Annotated in this window: 18 protein-coding genes; 8 read left to right on the top strand and 10 right to left on the bottom strand. The window is 75.7% G+C overall.

Annotated elements, in window-relative coordinates; genetic code table 11:
- Window positions 1-90 precede the first annotated feature (90 nt).
- The 3 genes from ACIPYS_RS06820 to ACIPYS_RS06810 are packed head-to-tail and all read right to left on the bottom strand — an operon-like array spanning window position 91 to window position 3,400.
- Window positions 91-1,035, bottom strand: coding sequence for a hypothetical protein (locus ACIPYS_RS06820; RefSeq protein WP_400744104.1), 945 nt, complete (start codon window positions 1,033-1,035; stop codon window positions 91-93).
- Entirely contained in the window at window positions 1,032-2,969 is a 1,938-nt protein-coding gene (locus ACIPYS_RS06815; RefSeq protein ID WP_400744102.1) for a GMC family oxidoreductase, read from the bottom strand. Before ACIPYS_RS06815 ends, ACIPYS_RS06820 begins: the two co-directional genes overlap by 4 nt.
- Window positions 2,966-3,400: a hypothetical protein gene (locus tag ACIPYS_RS06810; RefSeq protein ID WP_400744099.1), complete on the bottom strand. Its 435-nt coding sequence runs from the start codon at window positions 3,398-3,400 to the stop codon at window positions 2,966-2,968. The genes ACIPYS_RS06815 and ACIPYS_RS06810 overlap by 4 nt, the downstream gene beginning before the upstream one ends.
- A gap of 383 nt (window positions 3,401-3,783) precedes the next feature.
- On the opposite strand from ACIPYS_RS06810, the gene ACIPYS_RS06805 reads away from it, so the two are divergent.
- A complete protein-coding gene (locus tag ACIPYS_RS06805) occupies window positions 3,784-4,599 on the top strand; it encodes a DUF4389 domain-containing protein (protein ID WP_400744096.1) in 816 nt (271 codons plus the stop codon).
- 147 nt (window positions 4,600-4,746) lie between these two features.
- Here ACIPYS_RS06805 and ACIPYS_RS06800 read toward each other — a convergent pair whose 3' ends face one another.
- Window positions 4,747-6,594: a S8 family peptidase gene (locus ACIPYS_RS06800; protein WP_400744093.1), complete on the bottom strand. Its 1,848-nt coding sequence runs from the start codon at window positions 6,592-6,594 to the stop codon at window positions 4,747-4,749.
- A 323-nt stretch (window positions 6,595-6,917) separates the two neighbouring features.
- On the opposite strand from ACIPYS_RS06800, the gene ACIPYS_RS06795 reads away from it, so the two are divergent.
- Complete coding sequence (locus ACIPYS_RS06795) at window positions 6,918-7,673, top strand: N-acyl homoserine lactonase family protein (protein WP_400744090.1); 756 nt, start codon at window positions 6,918-6,920, stop codon at window positions 7,671-7,673.
- A 176-nt stretch (window positions 7,674-7,849) separates the two neighbouring features.
- The gene (locus ACIPYS_RS06790; RefSeq protein WP_093863696.1) at window positions 7,850-8,287 is read left to right on the top strand and encodes a MarR family winged helix-turn-helix transcriptional regulator; all 438 of its coding nucleotides are present in this window, start codon (window positions 7,850-7,852) and stop codon (window positions 8,285-8,287) included.
- 158 nt (window positions 8,288-8,445) lie between these two features.
- On the opposite strand, the gene ACIPYS_RS06785 is transcribed toward ACIPYS_RS06790, so the two are convergent.
- Window positions 8,446-9,204, bottom strand: coding sequence for a thioesterase II family protein (locus ACIPYS_RS06785; RefSeq protein ID WP_093863695.1), 759 nt, complete (start codon window positions 9,202-9,204; stop codon window positions 8,446-8,448).
- A 201-nt stretch (window positions 9,205-9,405) separates the two neighbouring features.
- Window positions 9,406-10,038 carry an AAA family ATPase gene (locus ACIPYS_RS06780; protein WP_231978058.1) on the bottom strand — a complete coding sequence of 211 codons (633 nt, stop codon included), beginning with the start codon at window positions 10,036-10,038 and terminating at the stop codon, window positions 9,406-9,408.
- Window positions 10,039-10,742: 704 nt separating this feature from the next.
- Here ACIPYS_RS06780 and ACIPYS_RS06775 point away from each other — a divergent pair.
- The 4 genes from ACIPYS_RS06775 to ACIPYS_RS06760 all read left to right on the top strand — a co-directional run bounded on the left by ACIPYS_RS06775 (window position 10,743) and on the right by ACIPYS_RS06760 (window position 14,822).
- Window positions 10,743-12,491, top strand: coding sequence for an AMP-binding protein (locus ACIPYS_RS06775; RefSeq protein WP_400744086.1), 1,749 nt, complete (start codon window positions 10,743-10,745; stop codon window positions 12,489-12,491).
- Window positions 12,492-12,641: 150 nt separating this feature from the next.
- Window positions 12,642-12,827, top strand: a complete 186-nt coding sequence (locus ACIPYS_RS06770) for a hypothetical protein (protein ID WP_093863692.1) — start codon at window positions 12,642-12,644, stop codon at window positions 12,825-12,827.
- 281 nt (window positions 12,828-13,108) lie between these two features.
- Window positions 13,109-13,930 carry an aldolase gene (locus tag ACIPYS_RS06765; RefSeq protein ID WP_093863691.1) on the top strand — a complete coding sequence of 274 codons (822 nt, stop codon included), beginning with the start codon at window positions 13,109-13,111 and terminating at the stop codon, window positions 13,928-13,930.
- A gap of 1 nt (window position 13,931) precedes the next feature.
- A complete protein-coding gene (locus ACIPYS_RS06760) occupies window positions 13,932-14,822 on the top strand; it encodes a dihydrodipicolinate synthase family protein (RefSeq protein ID WP_400744081.1) in 891 nt (296 codons plus the stop codon).
- A gap of 121 nt (window positions 14,823-14,943) precedes the next feature.
- Here ACIPYS_RS06760 and ACIPYS_RS06755 read toward each other — a convergent pair whose 3' ends face one another.
- Complete coding sequence (locus ACIPYS_RS06755) at window positions 14,944-15,519, bottom strand: helix-turn-helix domain-containing protein (RefSeq protein ID WP_093863689.1); 576 nt, start codon at window positions 15,517-15,519, stop codon at window positions 14,944-14,946.
- 194 nt (window positions 15,520-15,713) lie between these two features.
- Between ACIPYS_RS06755 and ACIPYS_RS06750 the strand changes: the two genes are divergently transcribed.
- Entirely contained in the window at window positions 15,714-16,637 is a 924-nt protein-coding gene (locus ACIPYS_RS06750; protein ID WP_400744077.1) for a phytoene/squalene synthase family protein, read from the top strand.
- A gap of 111 nt (window positions 16,638-16,748) precedes the next feature.
- Here the strand turns inward: ACIPYS_RS06750 and ACIPYS_RS06745 are convergent, their stop codons facing one another.
- The 3 genes from ACIPYS_RS06745 to ACIPYS_RS06735 all read right to left on the bottom strand — a co-directional run bounded on the left by ACIPYS_RS06745 (window position 16,749) and on the right by ACIPYS_RS06735 (window position 24,101).
- Window positions 16,749-17,741 carry an ABC transporter ATP-binding protein gene (locus ACIPYS_RS06745; protein WP_400744074.1) on the bottom strand — a complete coding sequence of 331 codons (993 nt, stop codon included), beginning with the start codon at window positions 17,739-17,741 and terminating at the stop codon, window positions 16,749-16,751.
- 115 nt (window positions 17,742-17,856) lie between these two features.
- Window positions 17,857-20,682, bottom strand: a complete 2,826-nt coding sequence (locus tag ACIPYS_RS06740; protein WP_400744071.1) for an FtsX-like permease family protein — start codon at window positions 20,680-20,682, stop codon at window positions 17,857-17,859.
- Window positions 20,679-24,101: an FtsX-like permease family protein gene (locus ACIPYS_RS06735; protein WP_400744068.1), complete on the bottom strand. Its 3,423-nt coding sequence runs from the start codon at window positions 24,099-24,101 to the stop codon at window positions 20,679-20,681. The genes ACIPYS_RS06740 and ACIPYS_RS06735 overlap by 4 nt, the downstream gene beginning before the upstream one ends.
- Window positions 24,102-24,163: the final 62 nt, after the last annotated feature.

Genomic DNA, 24,163 nt, shown 5'->3' with positions numbered 1-24,163 from the left:
CCGCCCCCGCCGTCCGGCCGGGGCGGTCCTCGGCGTCGTCCGGCCGGGTTGCTGCCGTCGTCCTGCCGCAGCCCCGCCGCGGTCGGGGGGTCAGGGGATGTAGTAAGGACGGTGGTGGGCGGCCACCGGTGCGGACTGGTAGGTCCAGGCCCCGGCCGCGGGCGCGTCGCCGACCAGGCGGGCGAGATCGGCGACGGCCTCCCGCGCGTACCCACCGGAACCGGGCGCACCCCCCGAAGCGACTGCACCACCCGGACCAGGCGCACCACCCGGACCGGCCACACCGGTCGAACCGGTCCCGCCCGGGCCGCGCTCGCCGAGGGTGAGGCGTACCCGGTCGGCGGTGCGGCCGTCCAACGGGTGGAAGCGGTAGGGCTGGTGGACGGTGAGCGGGCCGGCCAGCAGTCGGCCCTCCTCGTCGGTGCCGTACCCGGTGACGGGGGTGTTGACGACCGGTTCGCTGTCGAGGCCGGCCAGGTCCGCCTCGACGGCGAACAGTTCCTCCTCGTGCCGGCGCAGCCCGTCCGGGCCGAGCGTGGCCCGGTGGCAGGCGACGGACCAGCGGTCGTGCACGGCGGCCGCGTTCAGCGAGGGCAGAACGGCGGTGAACCAGCCGGGGTGCTTGGGCTCGGCGTAGAGCCGGGTGCCGGCGTCGATGGCGAGCGGGTTGTCGCAGAGCACGTGGAGGCGGGCGATGCCGAGCAGCCTGGTCTGGTCGTGGCCCCGGGCGTACTGGCCGTAGTCGACGGCCGGCAGCCGGTCGGCGGCGGACCGGGGGTGGGCGATCACGTTGATCTCCACCTCCTCGGTGATCCCGCCGCCGGTCGGGTACTGGGCGAAGTACAGCTGGTAGTTGAGCGAGACGCAGGCGCGGCCGCCGAAGTCGGCCGCCGCCAGCGCGGGGTGACGTTCGGCGAGCAGTTCCTGGACGGGGCCGGGGTCGACCAGGTAGTCCACACCGATGTTGTGCAGGGCTCCGTAGTGGAAGGGGAGGTAGTACGGCTCCGGCACGGGTGGCAGTGGCAGGCCGGTCATGAGGGCTCCCTGGGCGAGGTCGGTGAGGGCGCGGGCACAGTGGAGGGGCCGGCGGATGGGCCGGCGAAGAGGCCCGCGGAGGGGACAGGCGGGGAAACGGCGGAAGGAACAGCCGGAGGAGGCACGGACGGACGCGGCGCGGTGAGCACCGCCGGGCCGTGCAGCACCGCCGGGCCGTGCAGCACCGCCGGACCGCGGAGAACCGTCAGATCGTGGTGGGCCCGGTCGGCGCTGCGCAGGGCGAGGGCGGCCATGGTGAGCGAGGGATTGGAGGTGCCGAGCGAGGGCATCGAGCCGCAGCCGACGGCGTAGAGGTTGGGGTGGTCCCAGCAGCGCTGCCACTGGTCGACCACCGAGGTGGCCGACGAGTCGCCCATGATGTGGGTGCCGCCGCCGTGGCCGGCGCCCCGGTAGCCGTAGGGCCGGCCGTCGTGCTCGAGCCGCCCGGGCCAGCCGGGGCCGGCCTCGTAGTGGGTGTGGTCCTCGGCGCCGAGCAGGGCGAACAGTTGGTCGGAGACGGCCCGGGCGGAGGCCATGCCCTGCCGGACGTACTCGGAGAGGTCGTAGTGGAGGGCCGGTCGCGGCAGGCCGAGCCGGTCCGGCCGGCTGTGGTCGAGGGTGACCCGGTTGGCCGGGTCGGCCGGCTGTTCCAGTTCGAACTGGAGCGAGAACTGACGGCCGAGCCGGTCGCCGAGGCGGTCGCGCAGGTCCTTGCCGCGGACCCCGGTGCGGAGCAGGGCCGCGGTCTCGACCTGGGGCGGCCGACCGGCCCAGGACCAGCCCCAGTTGCCGATCTCGATCCGGAACGGCGCGCGCCGGGCCCGGGCCCGGCCGAAGCGGAAGGCTTCCAGTCCGCTGGTGGAACCCGGCCCCCGGTAGGGCCCCGTCGGCCCCGGCAGCAGGCCCCAGGTGAGCAGGGCCGGATGGTCCATCAGATTGCGGCCGACCTGGTCGCTGCGGTTGGCGAGGCCGGAGAGGAGCAGCAGCCGGGCGTTCTCGATCGCGTGGGCGGCGAGGACGACCAGGTCGGCGTGGGCGCGGTGGGTGTCGCCGTCCGCGTGGTACTCGACGCCGGTGGCACGGCCGGTGCCGTCGACCAGGACCCGGCTCACCACGGCGTCGGTGCGCAGCCGGACGCCGGGCGCCCAGCGGGCCTGGGTGCGCAGCGGGGTGTACTTGGCGCCGCTGGGGCAGGCCGGCACGCAGGAGGCGGCGCCCCGGCAGAGCGGTCCGGCCGGGTGCTCCGGTCGGGTGGGCCGGCCGTTGCGGGCGTGCGGGGTGGTGCTGACCTCGAGTCGGGCGTCCTCGTCGGCGGCCGGGTCGCGGACGGTCCGGCCGTCCAGGGCGCGGCCGAGGGTCCGGTCCAGGTGGGTGGCGGGGATCGCGCGCATCGGGAAGGCGTAGTCGGCGGGGATGGGCAGTCCGACGGCGGTGCGCTGCTGGTCGGCGTCGGCGGCGACGCCGAGCTCGTGTTCGGCCTGCCGGTAGTACGGCTCGAGGTCCTGGTAGCCGATGGGCCAGTTGCGGCCGTGGCCGAGGTCGGCGGTGCGGAAGTCCTCGGGGTGCATGCGCGGGGTGAGGCCGGTCCAGAGCAGGCCGGTGCCGCCGTTGGCCCGCAGGTAGCCGCTCGCGTAGGGCAGCGGGCCGTGCTGGCGGAGGTGTCCGGTGGCGGTGGACCCGCCGTCGGGCCGGCCGGTCAGGTCGTCGACGTCCGGGGACAGGGCGTCGGCGCTGCGGGGGTAGGGCGAGGTGGGGGTGCCGCCGCCGGCCGCCAGGTACGCGGCGGCGGTGGTCGCGGCGTCCGGGACGTCGTGGCCCGCTTCGAGGACGAGGACGCGGTGGCCGTGCCCGCCCAGGCGGTGGGCCACCAGCGAACCGGCGAAGCCCGCGCCGACCACGATCACGTCCCAGTGCCGCCGGGTGTCCCGGGTCATCGGCCGGCCCCGCCGTCCCGCGGAGGCTCGGCCCAGCTGCCGTGGCCCGGGGCGGTGCTGCCGGGGGCGGCGCCGTGGAACGTGCGCCACATCAGGCCCCGCTCGTGGGCCCGGGGCGAGGCGGGCGGCTCGTCCGGCCAGGCACCGACGTACCAGAGGTGGACCAGGGCGTGCTCGTCGCGGACCCGGTGGGCGAGCAGGGTGCGGTGGTGTTCGTGAGCCATGCCGGTGTCGCGCAGTTCGCTCTCGTCGAAGCCGGTGAGTTCGGCGGAGAAGCGGAGGAAGTCGGCGAAGTCGGTCAGCTCCAGGAGGTCGCCCGACGCGGGGAAGCCGTGGGCCGCGCGGTCCGGCTCGTCGGTCCCGGCTCCGGGATCGGGACCCTCGGCGACCGGTCCCGAGAGGCGGTGGTGGTAGTCGTCGAACCCTGGCAAGCCGGCACCCCCATGGTGAGCAGGTCGCATCACGTCGCGTCGCATCACGTCGCATCACGTCCCGGACATGACAGCCGGGTGGGCGCTCCGCGTCCGACGGCCGATCGGGCGCACTCCCGATCGTCCCGGAACCGATGCTGCCCCGTTGCCGGCCCCCGGAGAACCTTCGACCACAATCGATCGATCACGACCGCCTCGCCATGACCTGGCCGTCATTTTGCGATCGATTGCTTATCAGATAACCCGCCAGAACGACCGATCCCGACCGGTCGGGTACATCGCCCGGGTGGCGCAACGCAGCGCGCGGTCTTCCCGGTCGGCTGCGATCTTCGGAGCACGCGCGGGTCCACCGCGCGCCCCGGTGCCGAGCCCTGGAGGCCCCGATGTGGCAGGCTCCCCCCGCCGCCGCCCCTTACCCGAACGAATGGCTGCCCGCGCTCGACGTGCCCGCCCCCGGACCGCAGAACCGCCTGACCGTACTGTTCCGGCTCCTGCTGCTGATCCCGCAGTTCATCGTGCTCTGGGTACTGTCGGTGGTGGCGTTCGTGGTCACGGTCATCGGCTGGTTCGGCGCCCTCGTCCTCGGCCGGCTCCCGGTCTTCGCCGCCGACTACCTCTGCGCGTACGTGCCGTACGAGACCCGGGTGAACGCGTACCTGATGATGACGACGGGCAGCTATCCGCCGTTCGCGTTCCGCGTCCCCGACCACCCCGTGCAGGTCGGCCTCAGGCCCGGGGAGCTGAACCGGCTCGCGGTGCTGTTCCGGATCGTGCTGGTCGTCCCGGCCGCCGTGGTGCAGGGGCTGCTCTACGCGGGCTGGTGGGTGGTCGGCTGGATCAGCTGGCTGGTGGTGCTGGTCCTCGGACGGATGCCGCAGCCCCTGTTCGAGGCGACCGCCGCGGTGCTGCGCTACCGGATGCGGTACATGGCCTACCTGGTGATGCTCACCTCGGCCTACCCGAAGCGGCTCTTCGGCGACGAGCCCGGCTCGGATCCCGAGGGGACGGTGTCGGCGACCCGGCCGCTGGTCATGAGCGGCGCGGGCCGGGGGCTGCTGGTGCTCTTCCTGATCCTCGGCCTGGCCTCCGGGGTGACCAGCTCGGTCACGACGACCGTGAACGATGACGACGACGAGGTCAAGAACGTCACCGGCCCCCTGCTCCCCGGTCCCGTCCTCCCGGGGTCGTCGTCCCGCTGACGGCACGACCGTTCCCAGCCGGAGCAGCGCGCCGGAGCAGCGCGCCGGAGCAGCACGAGGAACGGGAAAGCCGCGGCGGCGGGATCGCTCCCGCCGCCGCGGCCCGTTCCGGTCCCCGTCCGCACTGCCCACCGGACGGGGCGACCGTCAGAAGGTCAGGTTCCAGGCGTCGACGGTGCCGACATCGCCGGAGGCGCCGTCCTTGACCCGCAGCTTCCACGTCCCGTCGGCCGGGCTCGCGGAGGCGTTGACGGTGTAGGTCTTGGCCACGTTGTCGGCGCTGTCGCTGTCCGTGAAGTCCTCCAGCAGGTAGACCGTGCCGTTCGGCGCGACCAGGGAGAGGACCAGGTCACCGCGGTAGGTGTGCTTGATGTCCACACCGACCTTGAGCGCGGCGGGGGCGTTGCCGCCGACCCCGGTCACGGCCAGCGGGCTGTCCACCGTCGCGTTGTCGGTGATCGCCACGTCCGTCAGGTTCTCGAAGTACTTGCCGGTGGGCGGGGTGCCGCCGCCGACCGCCTTGAGCGCGTCGACCTGGCCCTCGCCGAAGAAGGCGTTGTTGGCGGTGGTGCCGGTGCAGCGGCTGTCGGAGGGGCACGCCACGTCGTTGGCCTGGGTGGCCAGGCGGGCGCGGATGTCGGCCGGGGTGAACGTCGGGTTGGCGCTCGCGATCAGCGCCGCGACACCGGTCACGTGCGGGGAGGCCATCGAGGTGCCGCTCTTGGTACCGTACTTGCCGCCGGGCAGCGTGGAGTACACACCGGTGGCGCCGTCACCGCCGGGCGCGGCGACGTCGATGACGCCCCGGCCGAAGTTGGAGTACGAGGCCTTGCCGGTGCCGCTGGCCATGGCCGACACGGTCACCACACCGGGCAGCTCGGTCGGGATGTCGATGCAGGCGTTGGTGATGGTCCGGGTGACCTTGGTGGAGTCGTTGGGGCTGTCGCTGTCGGTGGTCTTGTTGGCCAGGTCGTAGTTGGAGTTGCCGGCCGCGGCGACCTGGAGCGAGCCCTTGCCCTCGGCGTAGGCCTGGGCCCGGCGGACGCCCTCGATGATGGCCGCCTGGTCCAGGTTGTCCGGGCAGTTGAACTGCCACGGGTCGGTGTAGTAGCTGTTGTTGGTCACCTTGAAGCCGTGGTCACCGGCCCACACGAAGCCGCAGACGGTGTTCTCGGCGAAGAACAGGGTGCTGGTCGGCTCGGCGATCCGGACCGAGGCGATCTTGACGCCGGGGGCCACGCCGATGACGCCCTTGCCGTTCTTGGCGGCGGCGATGGTGCCGGCGACGTGGGTGCCGTGGGTGTCGACGTCGCGCCAGGCACCGGTGCGGGTGTCGGCCTTGCCGTAGGCACAGGAGGCGGAGTCGGCGGCGTCGAAGTTGGGCGCCAGGTCCTGGTGCTGGTCGTCGACGCCGGTGTCCAGCACGCCGACCTTGACCGTGGACGAGCCGGTGGAGACGGCCCAGGCCTGGTCGGCCTTGATCTGGGTCATGTCCCAGCGGTTGGACTCGGTCAGCGTGGTCGCCGACTGGGCGGGGTTCGCGGGCAGCGCCGGGTTGTAGGCGTCGGCCGGAACGTCCGAGGTGCGGGTCGCGCCGACCTGCTGGACGCCGGCCGCCCCGCGCACCGCGGCGGCGAAGCCGGTGCCGGTGGAGTGGGCGACGACGACGCCGATCGCGTCGTAGCTCGCGAAGACGGTGCCGCCGTTGGCGGTCACCGCGGACTTGGCGGCGGCGACGTCGGCGGGGGCGCTGATCACCAGGTAGGCGCGGGTCCCGGCGGCCCAGGCGGCGGCGACCGCCGGTGCCTGCGGGGCGGCCTGGCTCTGCGGAGCGGCCGGGGCGGCCGGGGCGGCCGGGGCCTGGACGACGGGGGCGGAGGCGGGCGCGGCGGGCGCCGCGACGGCCAGGGTCGCGGGGGTGGCCAGGGCCGCGGCGGCCAGCAGGGCGAGCGCGGCGGTGGGGCGGCCGACCCGCCGGGATATCAGGGGTGACACGTGCGTCCTCCGATCGGGGCCCGTGCGTGAGGGGATCACACGGGGGTTGAACGCAACATGCCAGAACAGCAAGCATTTGGGGAAGGCTTTACGCGTGACCTGTTGTCACAAACGTGTCAACGTTTGATGTCTCCCCGATTGCCCCTGTCATTCCGGTCATCCCCACCTGCGCGGAACCCGGGCAGCCGGCACGCCCGGCCGCAGCGATCGGCACGGGTTCCACCCGCCGGGGCGAGCCGCGGCCACCGCACCGTCGGGGCGGTCGAATCCGCTCTCGGCGGACGCCCCCGGAACGGACCCCGTCCGGGCGCCAGAATGAGCGGATGGGCACTCACGCGGCAGTACGTCGACTGGACCTCGGCTACTTCGTCCGACCCGCCCCGGAGACCGGCGGTCCCCGACCGCGGGTCGAACCCGTGCTCGCCTACCTGGTGCGGCACGACCGGGGGCTGGTCCTCTTCGACACCGGCATCGGTGCCGTCGACCCCGGGACCGAGGCCCACTACCGGCCCCGGCGCAGACCGCTGGAGGATGCCCTCGCCGCCGCGGGTGTCACCCTCGCGGACATCTCCCTGGTGGTGAACTGCCATCTCCACTTCGACCACTGCGGCGGGAACCCACTGCTGGGCGGCACGCCGATCCTGGTCCAGGCCGTGGAGTTGGCCGCCGCCCGCCGGGGCGGACACACCGTCGACGAACTGGTCGACTTCCCCGGCGCGACCTACCGGGTGGTCGACGGCGAGGCGGAGGTCCTGCCCGGGATCCGGATCCTCCCCACCCCCGGGCACACCGACGGGCACCAGTCGCTCGTGGTCCGACAGGACGACGGGACCGTGCTCCTCGCCGGCCAGGCCTACGACTTCGCGTCCGAATTCTCCTCGGACCACCTGGCCCGCCACGCGGCCGGCCAAGGCGTCGAACCGCCGCTTCCCGGCTACCGGCCCTGGCTGGACCGGCTGGCCGACTTCGACCCGCGGCGCGTCCTCTTCGCCCACGACTGCTCGGTCTGGGAACCACCCCGCCCGGGCAGCTGGGACCACCCGCCCCGGCCCCTTCCGCATCACCCCGAACGGGACTGACGCCGCAGCTGCGACGGCGACTGCGACTTCGCCTGCGGCTGCGGCTGCGGCTGCGACGGGCGGAAGGCTGGACGACCGGGAGGCCGGCCGACCGGAAGGCACAGGAGTTCACCGGCGAGATACTTCAAGCTTGCATTGCTTCATCTTGAAGCTTGTTCCCTGGGTAGCATGACCGCATGACACCGCCCCCGGATGTGCCGGACGAACGGGTCCGGGCCGAGCGGGCCCTCTGCGGCCTGGTGAACGGACTCGCCCAGCGGATCGGCGACCATCTGCGCGAGCACGCCGCCGGGCTCGGCCTCACGGCGGCCCAGGCCACCGCGCTGCGCGAGCTGCACGGGCCGCTGACGATGCGTGAGCTCGCCGGGCGGATGAGCTGCGAGCCCTCCAACGCCACCTTCGTCGTCGACCGCCTGGAACGGCAGGGGCTGGTCGAACGGCGCCCCCACCCCACCGACCGGCGCGCGCGGCACCTCGTCCTCACTCCCGCGGGCACCGGCCTGCGGGAGCGGCTGCTGGCCCTGCTCGCCGCAGACTCACCGCTGGCGGGGCTGGGGCCGGAGCAACGGCTGGCGCTCCAGGAGCTGCTCGAGCAGGCCCTCGCCCGACCCTGAACCCTGCCCTGGGACCGACCCTGAACCTGCCCCGAGCCCTGGCCCGAGCCCGGCGCTCCGACGGGGTCGGCCGGGAGCCGGCCCGAGCCGGGCGGGGGGGGGGGGGGGCCGGCGGGGCGGGGGGGCCCCCCCCCCCCCCCCCCCGCCCCACGGCCGCCTCAGAGGGCGCGCAGGTGGGCCTTCACCACGTCCAGCACGCCGGTCCGCTCGTGGGTCAGGTAGAAGTGGCCGCCGGGAAAGACCTTCAGGTCGAAATCACCCGTGGTGTGAGCGGCCCAGTCGCCCGCCTGGTCGAGGGTCACCCGGGGGTCGTTGTCCCCGGTCAGGGAGGTCACCGGCACCCGGACCGTGTCCTCCGGCGCGGCCACATAGGTCTCGATGGCCGTGTAGTCGCCGCGCAGCGAGGGCAGGATCATCTCCCTCAACTCGGGGTCGGCCAGCAGGCGCTCGTCGGTGCCGCCGAGCCTGGCCAGCTCGGCGAGCAGCCCCTCGTCGGGCAGCAGGTGCACCGCGGAGTCGCGCGGCTCGGACGGCGCCCGGCTGCCCGAGACGCACAGCCGCACCGGGCCGGCCACCTGGTCGCGCTCGAACCGGCGGGTCACCTCGAAGGCGATCGCCGCCCCCATGCTGTGCCCGAAGAGGACCAGCGGTCGGTCCGCCCACGGCCGGAGCGCGGCGTAGACGCGGTCGGCCAGCTCGGGCAGCGAGTCGAGCGCCCGCTCGTCGATCCGGTCCAGCCGGCCGGGGTACTGGGCGGCGAGCACGTCCGCGTACGGCGACAGCTCGGCCGACCAGTCCCGGAAGAAGCCCGCCGAGCCACCGGCGTGTGGGAACATCACGACCCGGGCGGGCGCCGTGTCGAACGGGTGGAAACGGCGGAACCAGAGGCTGTCGGTGACGGCGGTGGGGCCGGGCATAGGGTGCGCTCCCTCGCGACTGACTGATCGGCAGGACGGTCTTCCCGCACAGTCTCCCCGGCCGACCCGCACCCACGTCAACCGCCCGCCGGAGGAGGATCGTCCGGCCACGGCCCATCGGCGCTCCCCGGCCGGTCCGGAAGTCCGCCGCCGCAGCGCTTCGACACTCCCGCACTTCGGCCGACCCCCGCGATCCTTCGGTCAGCCCCCGGCCGCCACCGCCTCGCCGCGGCCGAAGCGCGCCTCGGCCGCCCGCGAGCGGGACCGGCCGTCCAGCAGCAGTACCGAAGCCGCCTCCGGCACCGGCGTCCCCGCGGCGCCCCGGGTGTGCGCGGTGAGCGCCGCGAGCAGCCGGTCCAGGCCCCGGCGGTGGCGGGCGAAGACCCGGTTCGAGGCCCAGCGGCCGCGGGCCCGCTGACCGGCCAGGGCGGTCGCCGCCCCGACGTCGAGCAGGACGAGGTGCAGCTCCCGTCCCTGCCGGGCGGCCTCGCGGGCCAGCCAGCGGCGCATCCACGCCCGGCTGCCGCAGTCGTGCACCAGCAGTGGCCCGCCCCGGCGCAGCGAGCGGCGCAGCAGCCGGAAGTGCTCCAGCCGGGCCCACGGACGGTAGACCGCGTACGGCAGGCGGTCCGGCATGACGGCGGCGCAGGCCTCGTGCACGGCGCGCGGGTCGACGGTCGCGGCCTGCGGCGCGCGGGCGGACCAGCGCCGCAGCAGGGTGCTCTTGCCGCTGCCGGGCAGCCCTGACACCACCACGACCGCGTCGGCCGGGTAGTGCACGACGAACGGCTCGCCGGTCACGCCGCGCAGGTCCACCGGTCCCCGCGGTTCCATCCCCGCCTCCGCCGTCCGGCCCGCGCCCGGCGCGACAGCCCTCGCTCCGCCCGCGCCCGGCACGACCGCCCTCGCTCCGCCCACGCCCGGCACGACCGCCCTCGCTCCGCCCACGATGGCCGACCCGTCCATACCGCTCACCCGTCCCGTCCGTGCCCGACCTGGAACGATAACAATCCACGCCGCCGGCTCCCGCCGCGGTTCCCGGCCCCGACCCCCGTTGCCGGTCCGGCACGGTCCGGCACGGCCCGGAGACGGACGGCCCGGTGCGGCCCGGAGACGGACGACCGGGCGTCCGCCATCACCGTCGTGGCACTCGGCCCCGACTGCCGGGCCGAGGACACCGCCGCAGTCGCCGAGCTGCACGCCCGCCCCGGCCTGCTCCTCCCGGGCCTTCCGGGCACTGAGCGAGCTCGCCCGACCCCGGGCCGGACGACCGGTACCAGGAGTTCACCCCGGCCGAGCCGCGCGGCCGGTCCGCCGTCGCGGACGCCCGACGATCTGCAGGAACTTCGTCGCCGAACCCCCGACCGCCTCGCCCGGCCCGGCGGCGGGCCTCCGCCCGGGGCGAGCCGTCCGACCCCGGCGCCCCCGAACGGCCCCGCCCGGTGGCGGTCGGCACGGCCCCGGGTCCTATGGTGGTCGCCGTTCATGATGCACCGTCAGATTCCCGGACCCCCTCCGGGACGGGTGAAGGGCTGTACGTGACAGAGACGCTGCGGGCCGGGACGGGCGGGGCGGATGCCGGGGCGGCGGACGCGACGCACACCGGGCTGGTGCTGGCCGGGCTGGCCCGGGATCCGGGGCGGGTCGCGCTGCGGTACGGGGAGCGGTCGTGGACGGCCGCCGATTGCCTCGCGGACGTGTACCGGCTCGCCCGGGCGCTGCGCTCCACCGGGCTGGGGCGCGGTGACGGCGTCACCCTGCTGACCGGGAACCGGCCGGAGGCACTGCTGGTGCGGCTCGCCGCGAATCTGATCGGCTGCCGGGTGGCGCTGCTCCCCACCGACCGGCCGCTCGCGGAGCTGATCGCGCTGGCCGGGTCGGCGGGGACGGACGCGTTCGTGTTCGACCCGGCGGGGTGCGGCGCGGCGGCGGCCGGTGTCGCGGCCGCGCTGCCGTCGGCCCGGCTGCTGGCCCTCGGTCCGGGCCCGCTCGGCCCCGGCCCGCTCAGCCCCGGCCCACTCAGCCCCGGCCCACTCAGCCCCGGCCGGCTCGGTCCCGGCCCGCTCGGCACGGATCTGACGGCGCTGGCCGAACCGCTGTCGCCCGAGCCGGTGGCGCCCCGGTTCCGGCCGCAGGACGTCATGGCGATCCGCTTCACCGGCGGCTCGACCGGGCGACCGAAGGGGGTGCTGCGCCGATTCGCCCGGCCGCCGCGCCCGGAGCTGGTCGCCGGATCGGTCTTCCTGCTCTGCACGGCGCTCTGCCACGGCGGCGGGACGACGGCCGACCTGGCCCTCGCGGCGGGCGGCACCGTGGTACTGCAGGACGGCTTCGCGGCGGAGGAGGTCCTCGCGGCGATCGAACGGTACCGGGTGACCCGGGTCTACCTTCCGCCGCACCTGCTGTACCGGGTGCTCGACCACCCCGCGCTCCCCCGGACCGACACCGGCAGCCTGCGCCGCATCACCTACACCGGCTGCCCGGCGGCGCCGGAGCGGCTGGCCGAGGCCACCCGCCGGCTGGGCCGGGTGCTGCACCAGACCTACAGCCTCACCGAGTGCGGACCGGTGACCCGGCTCACCCCGGACGAGCACCTCGACCCCCGGCTGCTGACCACGGCCGGGCGGCCGCTCCCGGACACCGGCGTGCGGATCCTGGACGAGCACGGCCGCCCGCTGCCGACCGGCGGCGTCGGGCGGATCTGGGTGAGCACGCCGACCGTGATGCAGGGCTACTGGCGCGATCCCGGTTCGACCGCGAGGGTGCTCCGGGACGGCTGGCTGGACACCGGTGATCTGGGCTCGCTGGACGGCGCGGGGTATCTCACGGTGTCCGGGCGGCGCGATCCGGTGGCGATCGTCGACGCCCACAACGTCTTCCCCCGGGAGGTCGAGGGGCCGCTGCTGACGCACCCGGCGGTGCGCGAGGCGGTCATGTTCACCACCACCGACCGGGACCGGCTCCAGCACGCGCACGCCGCCGTGACGGTCGATCCCGGCAGCGCCGTGACGACGGCCGAACTGCGCCGCTGGGTGCGGGAGCGGGGCGGGCCGGCGTGCGAGCCCGCGACGGTCCTGGTGCTGCCGGACATCCCGCTGTCCGGGACCGGCAAGCCGGACCTGGGGGCGCTCCGGGCCCTGCTACCGGACCCGGCCGACCCTGCGGCACCTTCCGCACTCGCAACACCCGCAGCAGCCGCAGCAGCCACGTCACCGATGCCGCCCACAACACCGCCGCCACCTGCGGCACCTGTGCCGACGGCGCCAGGGGCGCACGGCCCGGCGTAGCGCACGCCGTTCGTGCTTCGACCGCCCGCGTGCGCCACCGTGCGCGGGCGGTCGGCAGGCGGAACCGCCCGTGGACACTCGACCTCGTCGGCCGGTCTGCCGATATCCCCGGCGGCACTCCCTCGCGCCGTCCCCCTGGAGGCACCTCCCGTGACCTGGCTCCGCGTCCTCACCGCCGTCGGCATCCTCGCCGCGGCGGCGAGCGCCCTGCTCGTCTTCGCCCTCTGCACGGCCGCCGGCCGGGGTGACCGGATCGACCGGGGGGACCCCGACGGCGATCTGCGCTCGGACGCCGAACGCTCGGGGCTGATCCGCCGCATGACCGACGGGAGCTGACGGCCCGGCGACCGCCTCCGCTCCGACCGCAGGGGCCATCGGCCTCACGCCCGGCACCGCCGTCGGCCTCACGCCCGGCACACCGCTCTCGGCAGCGCTCTCCGCACCGCTCTCGGCATCGCCGTCGACACCGACACCGGCATCGACACCGGCATCACCGTCGACGCCAGGACACGATGTGTCCTATGGTGAACACAGTGTCCTGCCGGTGCGCCCGGCACACGGCACCGGACCGCCGCGCGCCGCCGCGGCCACGCCCCCGAGCGAAGGAGCACCCGGCCATGGCCGAGACCCTGACCACCGCCAAGGCGGACCTGGTCGACCTCGCGCAGCGCAGGATGCGCACCGCGATCCCCGACAACGACTGGACCACCCGTCAGAAGCTGGCCCTCACCTGCCGCATCCTCTTCGAGGCCGGCCACGACTCCGGCCTGGCCGGCCAGATCACCGCCCGCGCCGAACGGCCGGGCACCTACTACACCCAGCGGCTCGGCCTCGGTTTCGACGAGATCACCGAGGAGAACCTCCTCCTGGTCGACGAGGACCTCGAGGTCCTGGAGGGCGACGGCATGGCCAACCCCGCCAACCGCTTCCACAGTTGGGTCTACCGGGCCCGCCCCGACGTCACCTGCATCATCCACACCCACCCGCCGCACATCTCCGCCCTGTCGATGCTGGAGACGCCCCTGGTCGTCTCGCACATGGACCTCACCCCGCTCTACGAGGACTGCGCCTTCCTGGAGTCCTGGCCCGGCATCCCGGTCGGCAACGAGGAGGGGGAGATCATCACCGCCGCGCTCGGCGACAAGCGGGCCCTGCTGCTCGCCCACCACGGCATGCTGGTCGCCACGGCCGGCGTGGAGGAGTCCTGCACCCTCGCCGTGCTCTTCGAGCGGGCCGCCCGGCTCCAGTTGCTGGCCTCCGCGGCCGGCCGGATCCGGGAGATACCCGCGCCGCTCGCCCGGGAGGCCCACGACTGGACCTCCACCGCCAAGCGCAGCCAGGCCAACTTCGCCTACTACGCCCGGCGAGCCCTGCGGGCCGGGCACGGCGACGCGCTCGGCACCGGCACCGCCGGCACGACCTCCGAGGGTGGTGCCTGAGATGAACGGGCTCCAACTGGAGGGGATCATCGCCTACCCGGTCACCCCGTTCACCCCGGGCGAGGGCGGCGGCGTGGACGTCGACACCCTCACCGCGCTGGTGGACCGGCTGATCGACACCGGCTGCCACGCGATCGCCCCGCTCGGATCCACCGGCGAGAGCGCCTACCTGGACGACCAGGAGTGGTACACCGCCGCCGAGGCCTCGCTCGGCGCGGTCGCCGGCCGGGTGCCCGCCGTGGTCGGTGTCGCGGACCTCACCACCCGGGCCGCGGTCCGGCGGGCCCGGTTCGCCGAACAGGCGGGCGCGGACGCCGTCATGGTACTGCCGCAGGCGTACTGGAAACTCGACGAGCGCGAGGTGGCCGGCCACTTCACGGCCGTGGCCGACGCGGTCGGCGTCCCGGTGATGCTCTACAACAACCCGGCCACCAGCGGGGTCGACCTCTCCCCCGAGCTGATGGTCTCGCTGGTCGAGCGGGTGGAGAACATCACCATGGTGAAGGAGAGCAGCGGCGACGTGCGACGGATGCACCGGCTCGCACAACTCACCGACGGCGCGCTGCCGTTCTACAACGGCAGCAACCCGCTCGCCCTGGCGGCCTTCTCGGCCGGCGCGGCGGGCTGGTGCACCGCCGCGCCCTGCCTGATCCCCGGACCGGTCCTGGAACTCCACCGCGCCGTACGGGCGGGTGAGTGGGACCTCGCCCTGGAGGTCTTCCAGCGCCAGCTCCCGGTGCTGGAGTTCATCCTGGGCGGCGGCCTGCCCACCACCGTGAAGGCCGGTCTGGCCCTGCTCGGTCTGGACGTCGGCGAGCCGCGCCGACCGCTGCTGCCGCTGGACCCGACCGGGACCGCACGCCTCGCGGAACTGCTCGCCGCCGCGGGCTGAGCCGCCAGGACCGCGCCGGCCCCGGTACCGCCCCGGCGGTACCGGGGCCGGCGTGTGCGAGGGAGGGCGCGCGTCGGGCAGGGGTCGCGCCAGGGCAGGTCCGGGTCAGGGCAGGTCCGGGTCAGGGCAGGGTCGGGACGTGGTCGGCCGGACCGGACGGCTCGTCGTGGATGACCACGAGGATCGCGGCGGGCCGCCCGCCGGTGGAGCGGCAGCGGTGCGGCAGGGCGGAGTTGAAGTACACGCTGTCGCCCGGCCCCAGGGCCACGGTGCGCTCCGGGAACTCCAGCTCGGCGGTGCCCTCGTGGACGAAGAGGTACTCCTCCCCGGCGTGGGACTTGAACGGCGGGTCGGCGGGATCCGTCGGCGGGTGCATCATGAACGGCACCATCCGCTTGTCGGTCAGACCGGTCGCGATGCCCTCGTAGCGTGTGTCGCCCGGGCCCGTTCCGGCACCCATCGGGGTCCGCTCGTCGGCCCGGACCACAGTGATCAGTTCGGGCTCCACCTCGTCCGAGAACAGCCGGCCGACATCGACGTTCAGCGCGTGCGCGAGCTTGAGCGCAGTGGAGATCGACGGGTCGCTCAGGCCGCGTTCCACCTTGGACAGATAGCTCTTGGTCACCCCGACCCGCTCCGCCAGCGCCTCCAGGCTGAGCCGGTTCTGCTTCCTCAGCACCCGCACCCGGCTGCTCATGTGCCGCCCCTCACCACCTGCCGCCGCGGAATGGACCGGTCCAGTATCCCACCCGGGTCCGGCCTCCCCACCCGCGCCCACCGCCCCGCGCCCACCGCCCCGCTCCCGTCCGCCTGCTCCCGGGGCCCGGGCCACGGGGCCCGACGCACACGCCATAGGCTCGGTCCCTCCGAGCAGAGGGACGGGTGAGCCGAGTGGGCAGGTGGGAACGGGCGCTGGACGCGGCCGGGGTGCGGGATGCCGGTCTGCGGGCCGACTACGGTCGGCAGCGGCAGCAGGTGACCCGGTACCGGCGCGAGGTCGCGGTGGCGGCCGGGCTGCTGCTGCCGGAGCGGACCGTCCCGCACGTGATCGCGGCGGCCGCGTTCATGCACCGGACCGACACCCTGCTCGACAGCGGCCCGCTCGCGGAACGGCGCGCGGCCGCCGACCGCTGGCAGCGCGAGGTGACCCGCGGCCTCGACGAGGGCCGGACGGACGACCCCGAACTGCGGCCGCTGCTGCACAGCGCGGCCGCCCACCCCGAGCTGCGCGACCGGGTGCTGGACCACCTCGCCGCCGCGGAGGCGGATCTCGACTTCACCGGCTTCGACACCGAGGAGGACTACCAGCGCTACGTGGACGGGTACTCGCTGCCCGGCTTCATGGTCGTCGCCGCGCTGCTCGGCCCGGCCGGCGACCAGTCGGAGTACCGGGCCGCGTGCCGGACCTTCATCGACGGCAGCCAGCGGCTCGACTTCGTCAACGACCTCGCCGAGGACCTCGCGGAGGGCCGGCTGACCGTCCCCCGGGACCGGCTGGCGCGGTACGGGGTCACCAGGGCCGATCTGGAACAGGCCCGGGACCTGCCGGCGGTCCGGGAGCTGCTCGGCGGCCTGCTGGACGAGGCCGACCGCACCCTGGCCGAGGCCCGGACCGTGATCGGGCTGGTCCCGGCCGTCCACCGGCCGATGGTCCGCTGCATCGTCGGGGTCGAGGAGCTCACCGGGGCGGCGGCGCGCGCCGATCTCGGCGCGCTGCTGCGGCGGTCCGCGAGCCCCGCCAAGCCCGCCGCGCTGCGCCTGCTCGGCCGGGAGTACCTCCGGTTCCGCCGGGCCGCCCGTCAGGACCGCGGCTGACGGGCCGGCCGACGGCGGAACGCGCCGCCGCGCCCCATCGGCACCGACCCGTCGGAACCGGGCCCGTCGGCGGTGAGCCCGTCGGCGGCGGGACCGTCGGCGGCGGGACCCTCAGTGGCCCTCGAGGTCGTCCGGACGGACGGCGATGTGGTCGGGCGCCAGCTCGACGGCGACCCGGTGCTCCATTCCCAGCGCCTCCAGGAACTTCGCCGGGAGCTGCACCCGGCCGGTGCGGTCCAGCATCACGTACTCGGTCTCGTTGACCGACTCCTCGCCGTGCTCGTCGGTGAGGGTGCGGCGGAGCACCTCGCTGCTGGTGCGGCCGTCACGGATGGCGACGGTGCGGCGGACCTCCCCGGCCACCATCGGGTCGTGGGTGACGATCACCACCGTGGCGCCGAGTTCGCGGTTGACGGTGCGGAAGGCCTCGAAGATGCTCGCCCCGGTCTCCGAGTCCAGCTCACCGGTGGGCTCGTCGGCGAGCAGAACCGGCGGGTTGTTGGCCATGGCGACCGCGATGGCGACGCGCTGCTGCTGGCCGCCGGACATCTCGGTCGGGCGCCGGCGGGCGAGCTCGCCGATGTCCAGCGCCTCCATGAGTTCGGCCACCCGGGCCGCCTGCTGCCGGGACGCGGCGCGCGAGGACCGGCCGCCGCGCAGCTGCATCGGCAGGGCGATGTTCTCGGCGGCGGTGAGGAAGGGCAGCAGGTTGCGGGCGGTCTGCTGCCAGATGAAGCCGACCACCTCGCGGCGGTAGCGCAGCCGTTCGCGGGGGGACATCTCCAGCAGGTCGCTGCCGGCCACGGTGGCGGTGCCGGCGGTCGGCACGTCGAGCCCGGCCAGGATGGTCAGCAGGGTGGACTTGCCGCTGCCGGAGGCGCCGACCAGGGCCACCAGGTCACCCTGACGGATCGTCAGCTCGAGCCCCTGGAGGGCCTGCACCTCGACGCCCTGGGCGCTGAAGATGCGGACCAGCCGGTCGCAGACGATGGCCGCGTCCGCGCTGTGCGCCGCGGGGCCGGCCGCGGCGGCGCGGGCGCGCTCCTGGAGTTCCTGGAAGGTGGGGGCCGGGGCGGTCCTCTGGTCCTGGGCGCTGCCGTTCACCGCGTGCTCCTCTCGTCGGCGCGGGGCCTCGTGGTCGTGGGCGTGGTCGGCGCGGGTGCGGCCGGCGTGGCTGCGGCCCGCCTTCCGGGGGTGTCCCCGGTCCGCGGCGGGAGGGTCATCGCTGGTCCCCCGCCCGGAGTTCGGTGGCGATCTGCCGGCGGCCGGCGATCAGCGCCTCGGCGACGACGCCCGCGGAGACGAGGGCGGCGAGGCCGACCGTCGGCACCAGCACCGGCGGGACGGCGATCCGCAGCCCGGGCGCGATGTCGGCGCCGACCAGGATCGACAGATCGAAGGCGGGCCCGAGCAGGGCGACCGCGGAGACCGCGACCAGGCCGCCGCCGACGGCCGCGACCAGGGTCTGCGGCAGTGTCTCGATCAGGATCAGGGTCAGGCCCTGCCGGGGCCGCAGGCCCATGGTGCGGAGCCGGGCCAGCAGCGCGGTGCGCTCGGGCGCGGCCCGGACCAGGGTGAGCAGGACGGCCAGCAGGGCGAGCGCGCCGGCCCCGAGCACGGCGGTCCAGAACAGCCGGGCCGCGGCGGCCTGGAGCGGGTCGGCGGCGAGCTCGGCGCTCAGGGCCGCGCTGGTGCGCACGCTGTAGCCGAGGGGCAGTCCGTCGCTCCCCCGGTCGGTCGCGACGGGGAATGCGGTGGCCCGCTGGGCGTCGGTGGCGATCTTCTCGCGCACCAGGCCCCGCAGCCGGTCCTGGTCGATGTCACCGGTGGCCAGCCAGAGGTTGGCGCGGCCGAGTTCGGGGGCGACGGTGACGGCCGGACCGGCCGGCAGGACGACGAACATCCGGTCGTCGCCCTGGAGCGCGGGGGTGCCGTCGACGACGCCGGCGGTGCGGGCGAGCAGTTCCCCGCCGTTGGGCAGCCGGATCCGGCGGGTGTCGCCCGCTCCGAGCTTGCGGGCGAGCGCGCCGGAGACCAGGGCGGGCACCGGGGCGTCCGCTCCGCCGGTGCCGCCCGCGAGCGCGGCCGGGTCGAAGGCGCCCCGCCCGAGCGAGCGGGAGATCTCCGCGTAGGCGACCGGGTCGGCGACCACGGCGAAGATCCGGGTGGAGCCGTTGCCGTCGATCACGAACACCTCGGTGTCGGCCCAGACCCGGGTGGAGGTGCGGACGCCGGGCAGCGCCGCGGCCGCCGCGGCGAAGTCCTCCGAGACCGGGACGCCGATCGGGACGACCACGGAGGCGTCGCCGCCGACGGTCAGCCGGGCGGCGTGGACGCGTTCGGTGTCGACGGCCCCGAGCACGGTGGAGCCGAAGCCCGCGGTGGTGACGGCGAGCAGCAGGGCGATCAGGGGCAGGACGGAGGGGCGGGCCCCCTCGGTGCCGCCCCGGGCGGCGCGGGCGAGGCCGAGGAAGCCGATGGCGCCGGGGCGCCGGGTGGCGATCCGGGCGAAGACGCCGAGCAGCAGCGGCTGGAGGCGGGCGAGCAGCAGTCCGCCGGTGAGGGCGAGCAGCAGGGGCGCGGCGACCAGCAGCGGGTCGATGTCCGCCCCGGCCGGGGCGACGCCGCGCCGGCGGACCTCGACGACGGCGGTGACCGTCAGGGCCAGGACGGCGAGTTCGCCGGCCAGGCGGCGCCGGCCGTTGCCGGCCCGGGGCCGGGACCAGAGCCGGGCGGCGCGCAGCGGCAGGGCGAGCAGGGAGAAGAGCGCGACGGCGGTGCCGGCCAGGACGGCGCCGCCCCAGCGCGGAGTGGGCAGCAGCCACAGGGCGAGCACCCCGGCGAGGACGGCGGGCAGCAGCACGGTGACGACGCCCTCACCGAGCAGTCGGCCGACGACGCCGGTCCGGGAGCCGCCGCGGGCCTGGAGCAGGCGCAGTTCGGCGGCGCGACGGTCGCCGGCGAGGGCGGCGGCCAGGCCGAGCACGACCAGACCGACGCCGGCCAGACCGGCCGGGCCGATGGCGGCGAGCGGCGCGGTGGCCTGCTGCCGGGCGGTGGCCTTCTCCAGGACGCCGGGCAGCGGGGAGGTGATCTGCAGGCCGACGCGGTCGGTGACCTTCGCCAGTTCGTTGGCGGTGTGCCCGGTGAGGTAGGAGGCGAGCTCCCGGTCGGTGGTCGCGAGCCGGTCGGCGCGCAGCCGGTCGACGTCGACCGGGATCCGCCAGAAGTCCTGGGCACCGGTCTGCCAGGCCTGGATCGCGTCGAGCGCGCTGCCGTCGACGAGCGCGGTGAAGCGCCAGAAGGCTTCGGGGTGCTTGCCCTTGGTGAAGTCGAGGCAGGCCTGCACGGGGCAGGAGAGCTCGGTCCAGTACGGGTCGTCGCGGTCGACGGCGTCCAGGATGCCGACCACCTCGGCCTTGGGCGCCCGGTCCTCCTGGAGGACGTCGGGGGTGTTGAGGACGTCGCCGAGACGGATGTTGAGGGTGGTGGCGACCTCGCGGACGAGCGCGATCGGGACGGGTCCGCCGCTCTTCGGAGCCTCCGGCCAGCGGCCCTCGGCGAGTGTGGTGTGCTCGCGCAGGCCCTGGACGTAGAGCAGGCCCATCTCGGGGTCGGCGTGTTCGGGGCGGGCGAGCCAGGGGTCCGTCAGGGTTCGCGTCTTGCCGCTGCGAGCGCCGTAGACGATTCCGCCCGGGGCGACGGCGAGGGTGGGGCCGACGTGGGAGGCCAGCAGGCCGGCCGCGTCGTCGAGGCCCTTGGCTCCCCCGGAGCGTGTGGCGGAGGCGTAGATGCTGGTCGCGACGGTGCCCCGGTCGTGGAGGTAGTCGCGCAGGCCCTGGTCGGCGGCCCGGTCGAGGACCCGCGGGAAGGCGGTGGCCAGGAAGACCGTGCCGAGCGCGAGCACGGCGGTGAGCAGGGCGGCGAGCGGGGTGGCGCGCAGCCGGGTGCGGACCCACGGGGCCGGGCGGTGGCCGGTCCCGGTGCCGGTGCCGTGGCCGGTGCCGGTGGGGCGGGGGGCGGTGGTGGCGGCCGGGCCGGTCACATCTCCTCCAGGTGCCGCAGGCGCTGGGCGACGTCCCGGCGACGGCGGCCGCCGAGCAGGGCCGACAGCAGGGGGACGGCGGAGATCGCGACGGCCAGCAGCGCGGCGGTGCCGAGCGGCAGGGCCACCAGGGCCTCCGGGACGGGGCGGCGGGCCGCCGGGGTGAGGACGACGAGGGGCACGATCAGATGGACGATCAGGGCCCCGAGGGCGAGCCCGACCACGCTGCCGAGACCCACCAGGACGGCCTGTTCGGCGGCGGCCGTGCGGACCAGGCGGCGCCTGGGGGCGCCGAGGGCGAGCAGCAGCGCGGAGTCCCGGGAGCGCTGGCCTGCGGCGGCGGCACCGGCGGCACCGAAGCCGATCGCGGCCAGCACGGTGGTGACGACGGCGATGGCGGCGAGGGCGTTCTGCGGGGCCGCGCTGAGCGGGTCGCCGAGGAGGTCGGCGGCGACCTCGTCGCGGAGCTGGAGCCCGGGCGCGCCGGGGGCGGCGCGCAGTGCGGCGGCGGCCTGGGCGGGGGTGCGGTCGTCCGGGCCGGTGGCGGGCAGCCACCATTCGGCGGGGGCGGGTGTCTCCCGGCCGTCGGCGGCGAGGGCCCGGCCGACCGTGCCGAGGTCGACGAGCACCGCGTTGTCCCCGACGACGGGCAGCGAAGCGACCTCTCCGGTGATCCGTACCGGCACCGTGGTGAGGCCGAACGGCACCCGGACGGTCGCGCCGACGGCGGAGCCGGTGGCGGTGAGGTAGCCGCGGGTGGCGACGCCGGCGATGGCGGCCGGGGGGACGGCCGCGGCCGGGGTGATGACGGCGCGCCGGTTGTTGAGGGCGTCGGCACCGACGCCGAAGCGCACGCCGAGCAGCCGCCGGTCGTCGGAGCCGCCGGGCACGACGTCCACACCGACGGGGCGCGCGGCGGAGTCGCCGGTGCTCCAGTCGAGGCCGGCGGGGACGGCGGCCGGGACTCCGGGGTCGGCGGGGCGGTCGGCGGCGGCGAGCCGGCGGACCGTCAGTTCGCCGGCGTCCTTGGGGCCGAGGGCGAGGGTCAGTCCGATCACGGAGAGCGGCGCGGACACCGAGCTGAGGCCGCCGTCGGTGAGTCGGGCGAGGTCGACGGTGGCGCGGCCGTCGCCGGTGCCGGGGATGCCGGTGACCGGGGCGACGAAGGAGAGGTTGTGGCCGTCGCGGAGCAGCAGCCAGACCTCCGGGGCCTTGGGGGGCGGTGCCGTGTCGAACAGGTCGTCGGGGCCCGGCGCGGGGCGCGGGGCGGGGGTGAAGGTGACGTCGACGTCGATCCGCTGCGGGCGTCCGGGCAGCGTGATCCCGGTCGGCGCGCCGCCGGCCGGGGTGTCGACGAGCGGGGCGAACAGCCTGTTCGGGTCCTGCCCGTCGAGGAGGTCGGAGCGGATCGGGACGCGGGCGGCGAAGGCGGCGGCGTCCAGGGCGAGGACCTGGCCGTGGGTGCCGTCGGGCAGCGACTGCTCCTGCCGGGCGACCGGGAGGATCCGGTCACCGCCGGGCAGGGCGGTGAAGCGGCTGCCCTGGCCGATCGCGGCGGTGTGGGCGCCGTGGATCCGCAGGCCGCCGGCGGTCGCGAAGGACGCCTGGTCCTGCTGGGAGGCGTTCCAGGTGTCGTGCTGGCCGAGTGCCAGGACGCCGGTGGAGACGCCGAGTACCAGCAGCAGGACGGGCCCGCTGGCCTGGCCGGGCCGGCGGGCGAGCTGCCAGCCGACCAGGGCGGGGCCGAGGCCGCGGCCGCGGGCGGCCAGCCGGGCGCCGAGCCGGGCGACGATCGGCAGCAGTCGCAGCACGAGCAGGGTGCCGGCACCCAGGGCGAGCGTGGGGGTGGCGACCAGGACCGGGTCCAGACCGAGGCGGCCGTCGGAGTCCGGGGACAGCCCTCCGTTGTACTGGGAGAGTTGCTGGTAGGCGAGGACGGCCAGGCCGAGCAGGGCGAGGTCGGCGCCGGAGCGGGCCGCGCCGGCGGCCATGGCCTGGCGGCGGCCGGCCCGGCGCAGTACGGCGCCGCCGGCGCCGCGCAGCAGGGCGGGGACGGCGGCGAGCAGGACGCAGCCGAGGGCGCAGGCGATCGAGACCGGCCACAGCGTCCAGTGCAGCGAGGTGTCCAGCGGGACGTGGCGCAGCGGGCCGAAGCCGCCGAGGACGCGCAGCAGCGGCGGGGTGAGCAGGGGTGCCAGCAGGGCGGCGGGCAGCGCGAGCAGCAGCGCCTCGACGGCGGTGTAGCCGCCGAGCCGGGTCCCGGAGGCGCCGCGGGCGGCGAGCAGGGCGTTCTCGGCCTGCTGGCGGCTGGCGATGAGGTGGACGACGAGCAGCAGGGCGGCCGAGGCCAGTACGACGAGTTGGAGCGCGCCGATCAGCAGGGTGGACCGGGCGACCATCGCGCCGGAGTCCAGCTCCCGCAGCAGGTCGGGGAGTTCGGTACGGGCGATGAGTCCGGCGTTCCGGTTGAGCGTGTCGCCGGCCGGGGCGACCCGGTCGCGGACGGCGTCCACGGCGGCGGTGCCGACGCCGGTGAAGTCGGCGTCGATCAGCCAGCTGCGGCCGTTCTGGGGGATGCCGCCGGCGGCGAAGGCGGTCTCGTCGACGAGCAGCGGGCCGTAGGTGGTGAAGCCGCCGGAGAGGATCTCGCGGCCCTGCACCGGGTCGAGCCGCCAGTAGAGGTCGGCGGGGTCGTTGGCCCGGTAGGCGCCGGTGACCCGGACCACCAGCGGGGGGCCGCCGTAGCGGTCGGTGAGCCGGACCTCGGCGGGCAGGGCCTCGGGGGTGAGGCCGAGGCGGGTGAGCACGGACCTCGGGACGGCCGCCTGGACCGGTCCCGGCGCACCGGGGGCCGCGGCCGCGGGCCAGCTACCGGCGAGGAGTTGGACGTACTGGCGGTCGACGGCCGCGAGCAGGGTGAGGTCGTCGGCACTGGCGCCGCCCGGCTGTGCGCCGGCGGCCGTCGGGGCGGCAGCCGTCGGGGCGGCGGAAGGGGCGGCAGCCGTCGGGGCGGCGGAAGGGGCGGCGGAAGTGCCCGTCGGGCTGCCGACCGGATTGCCCGTCGGGTTGCCCGTCGGGGCAGCCTGCGCGCCGCCCGCCGGTCCGGCCGGAAGGCCGTAGGAGCGGCTGCGGGACAGGCCGCGGGTCTCGGCCGGCAGGTCGCCGAAGAGCGTCCGGGCGTAGTCGGCGACCGCCGCGTCGTCCTTGCCCTTCCGGTCCAGCCCGTGCTCGGAGTTGACCACCACCGTGGTCCGCGGGTGGCCCGTGCCCTGCAACGCCTGTCGCTGTCCGATCTCGCCGACGGTGCGCTGGAAGGCGACCAGCGCCGTGAGCACCGCCGTCGTGATCAGTACGGTGAGCAGGGCGGCTGTGGCCAGGGGCAGTCGCCCGCGCAGACGGCGCATGACAAAGCCGAGCATCCCGATCCTCCCCCGGTCGTCAATGGTGTCCGCGCCGCATCCGGTCCGGGCAGGTGTCTCGC

The sequence above is a fragment of the Kitasatospora sp. NPDC089913 genome, assembly GCF_044748625.1.
GTDB lineage: Bacteria > Actinomycetota > Actinomycetes > Streptomycetales > Streptomycetaceae > Kitasatospora.
Note: the sequence above shows the minus strand (reverse complement) of the source record. Positions and strands in the feature narration are given on the sequence as shown.

Bases quoted from the DNA above. Each gene is read 5' to 3' on its own strand.
- ACIPYS_RS06760 (WP_400744081.1), top strand. From the start codon at position 13,932: ATGAACGGGCTCCAACTGGAGGGGATCATCGCCTACCCGGTCACCCCG.
- ACIPYS_RS06820 (WP_400744104.1), bottom strand. From the start codon at position 1,035: ATGACCGGCCTGCCACTGCCACCCGTGCCGGAGCCGTACTACCTCCCC.
- ACIPYS_RS06795 (WP_400744090.1), top strand. From the start codon at position 6,918: ATGGGCACTCACGCGGCAGTACGTCGACTGGACCTCGGCTACTTCGTC.
- ACIPYS_RS06765 (WP_093863691.1), top strand. From the start codon at position 13,109: ATGGCCGAGACCCTGACCACCGCCAAGGCGGACCTGGTCGACCTCGCG.
- ACIPYS_RS06805 (WP_400744096.1), top strand. From the start codon at position 3,784: ATGTGGCAGGCTCCCCCCGCCGCCGCCCCTTACCCGAACGAATGGCTG.
- ACIPYS_RS06755 (WP_093863689.1), bottom strand. From the start codon at position 15,519: ATGAGCAGCCGGGTGCGGGTGCTGAGGAAGCAGAACCGGCTCAGCCTG.
- ACIPYS_RS06785 (WP_093863695.1), bottom strand. From the start codon at position 9,204: ATGCCCGGCCCCACCGCCGTCACCGACAGCCTCTGGTTCCGCCGTTTC.
- ACIPYS_RS06815 (WP_400744102.1), bottom strand. From the start codon at position 2,969: ATGACCCGGGACACCCGGCGGCACTGGGACGTGATCGTGGTCGGCGCG.
- ACIPYS_RS06790 (WP_093863696.1), top strand. From the start codon at position 7,850: ATGACACCGCCCCCGGATGTGCCGGACGAACGGGTCCGGGCCGAGCGG.
- ACIPYS_RS06780 (WP_231978058.1), bottom strand. From the start codon at position 10,038: ATGGAACCGCGGGGACCGGTGGACCTGCGCGGCGTGACCGGCGAGCCG.
- ACIPYS_RS06735 (WP_400744068.1), bottom strand. From the start codon at position 24,101: ATGCTCGGCTTTGTCATGCGCCGTCTGCGCGGGCGACTGCCCCTGGCC.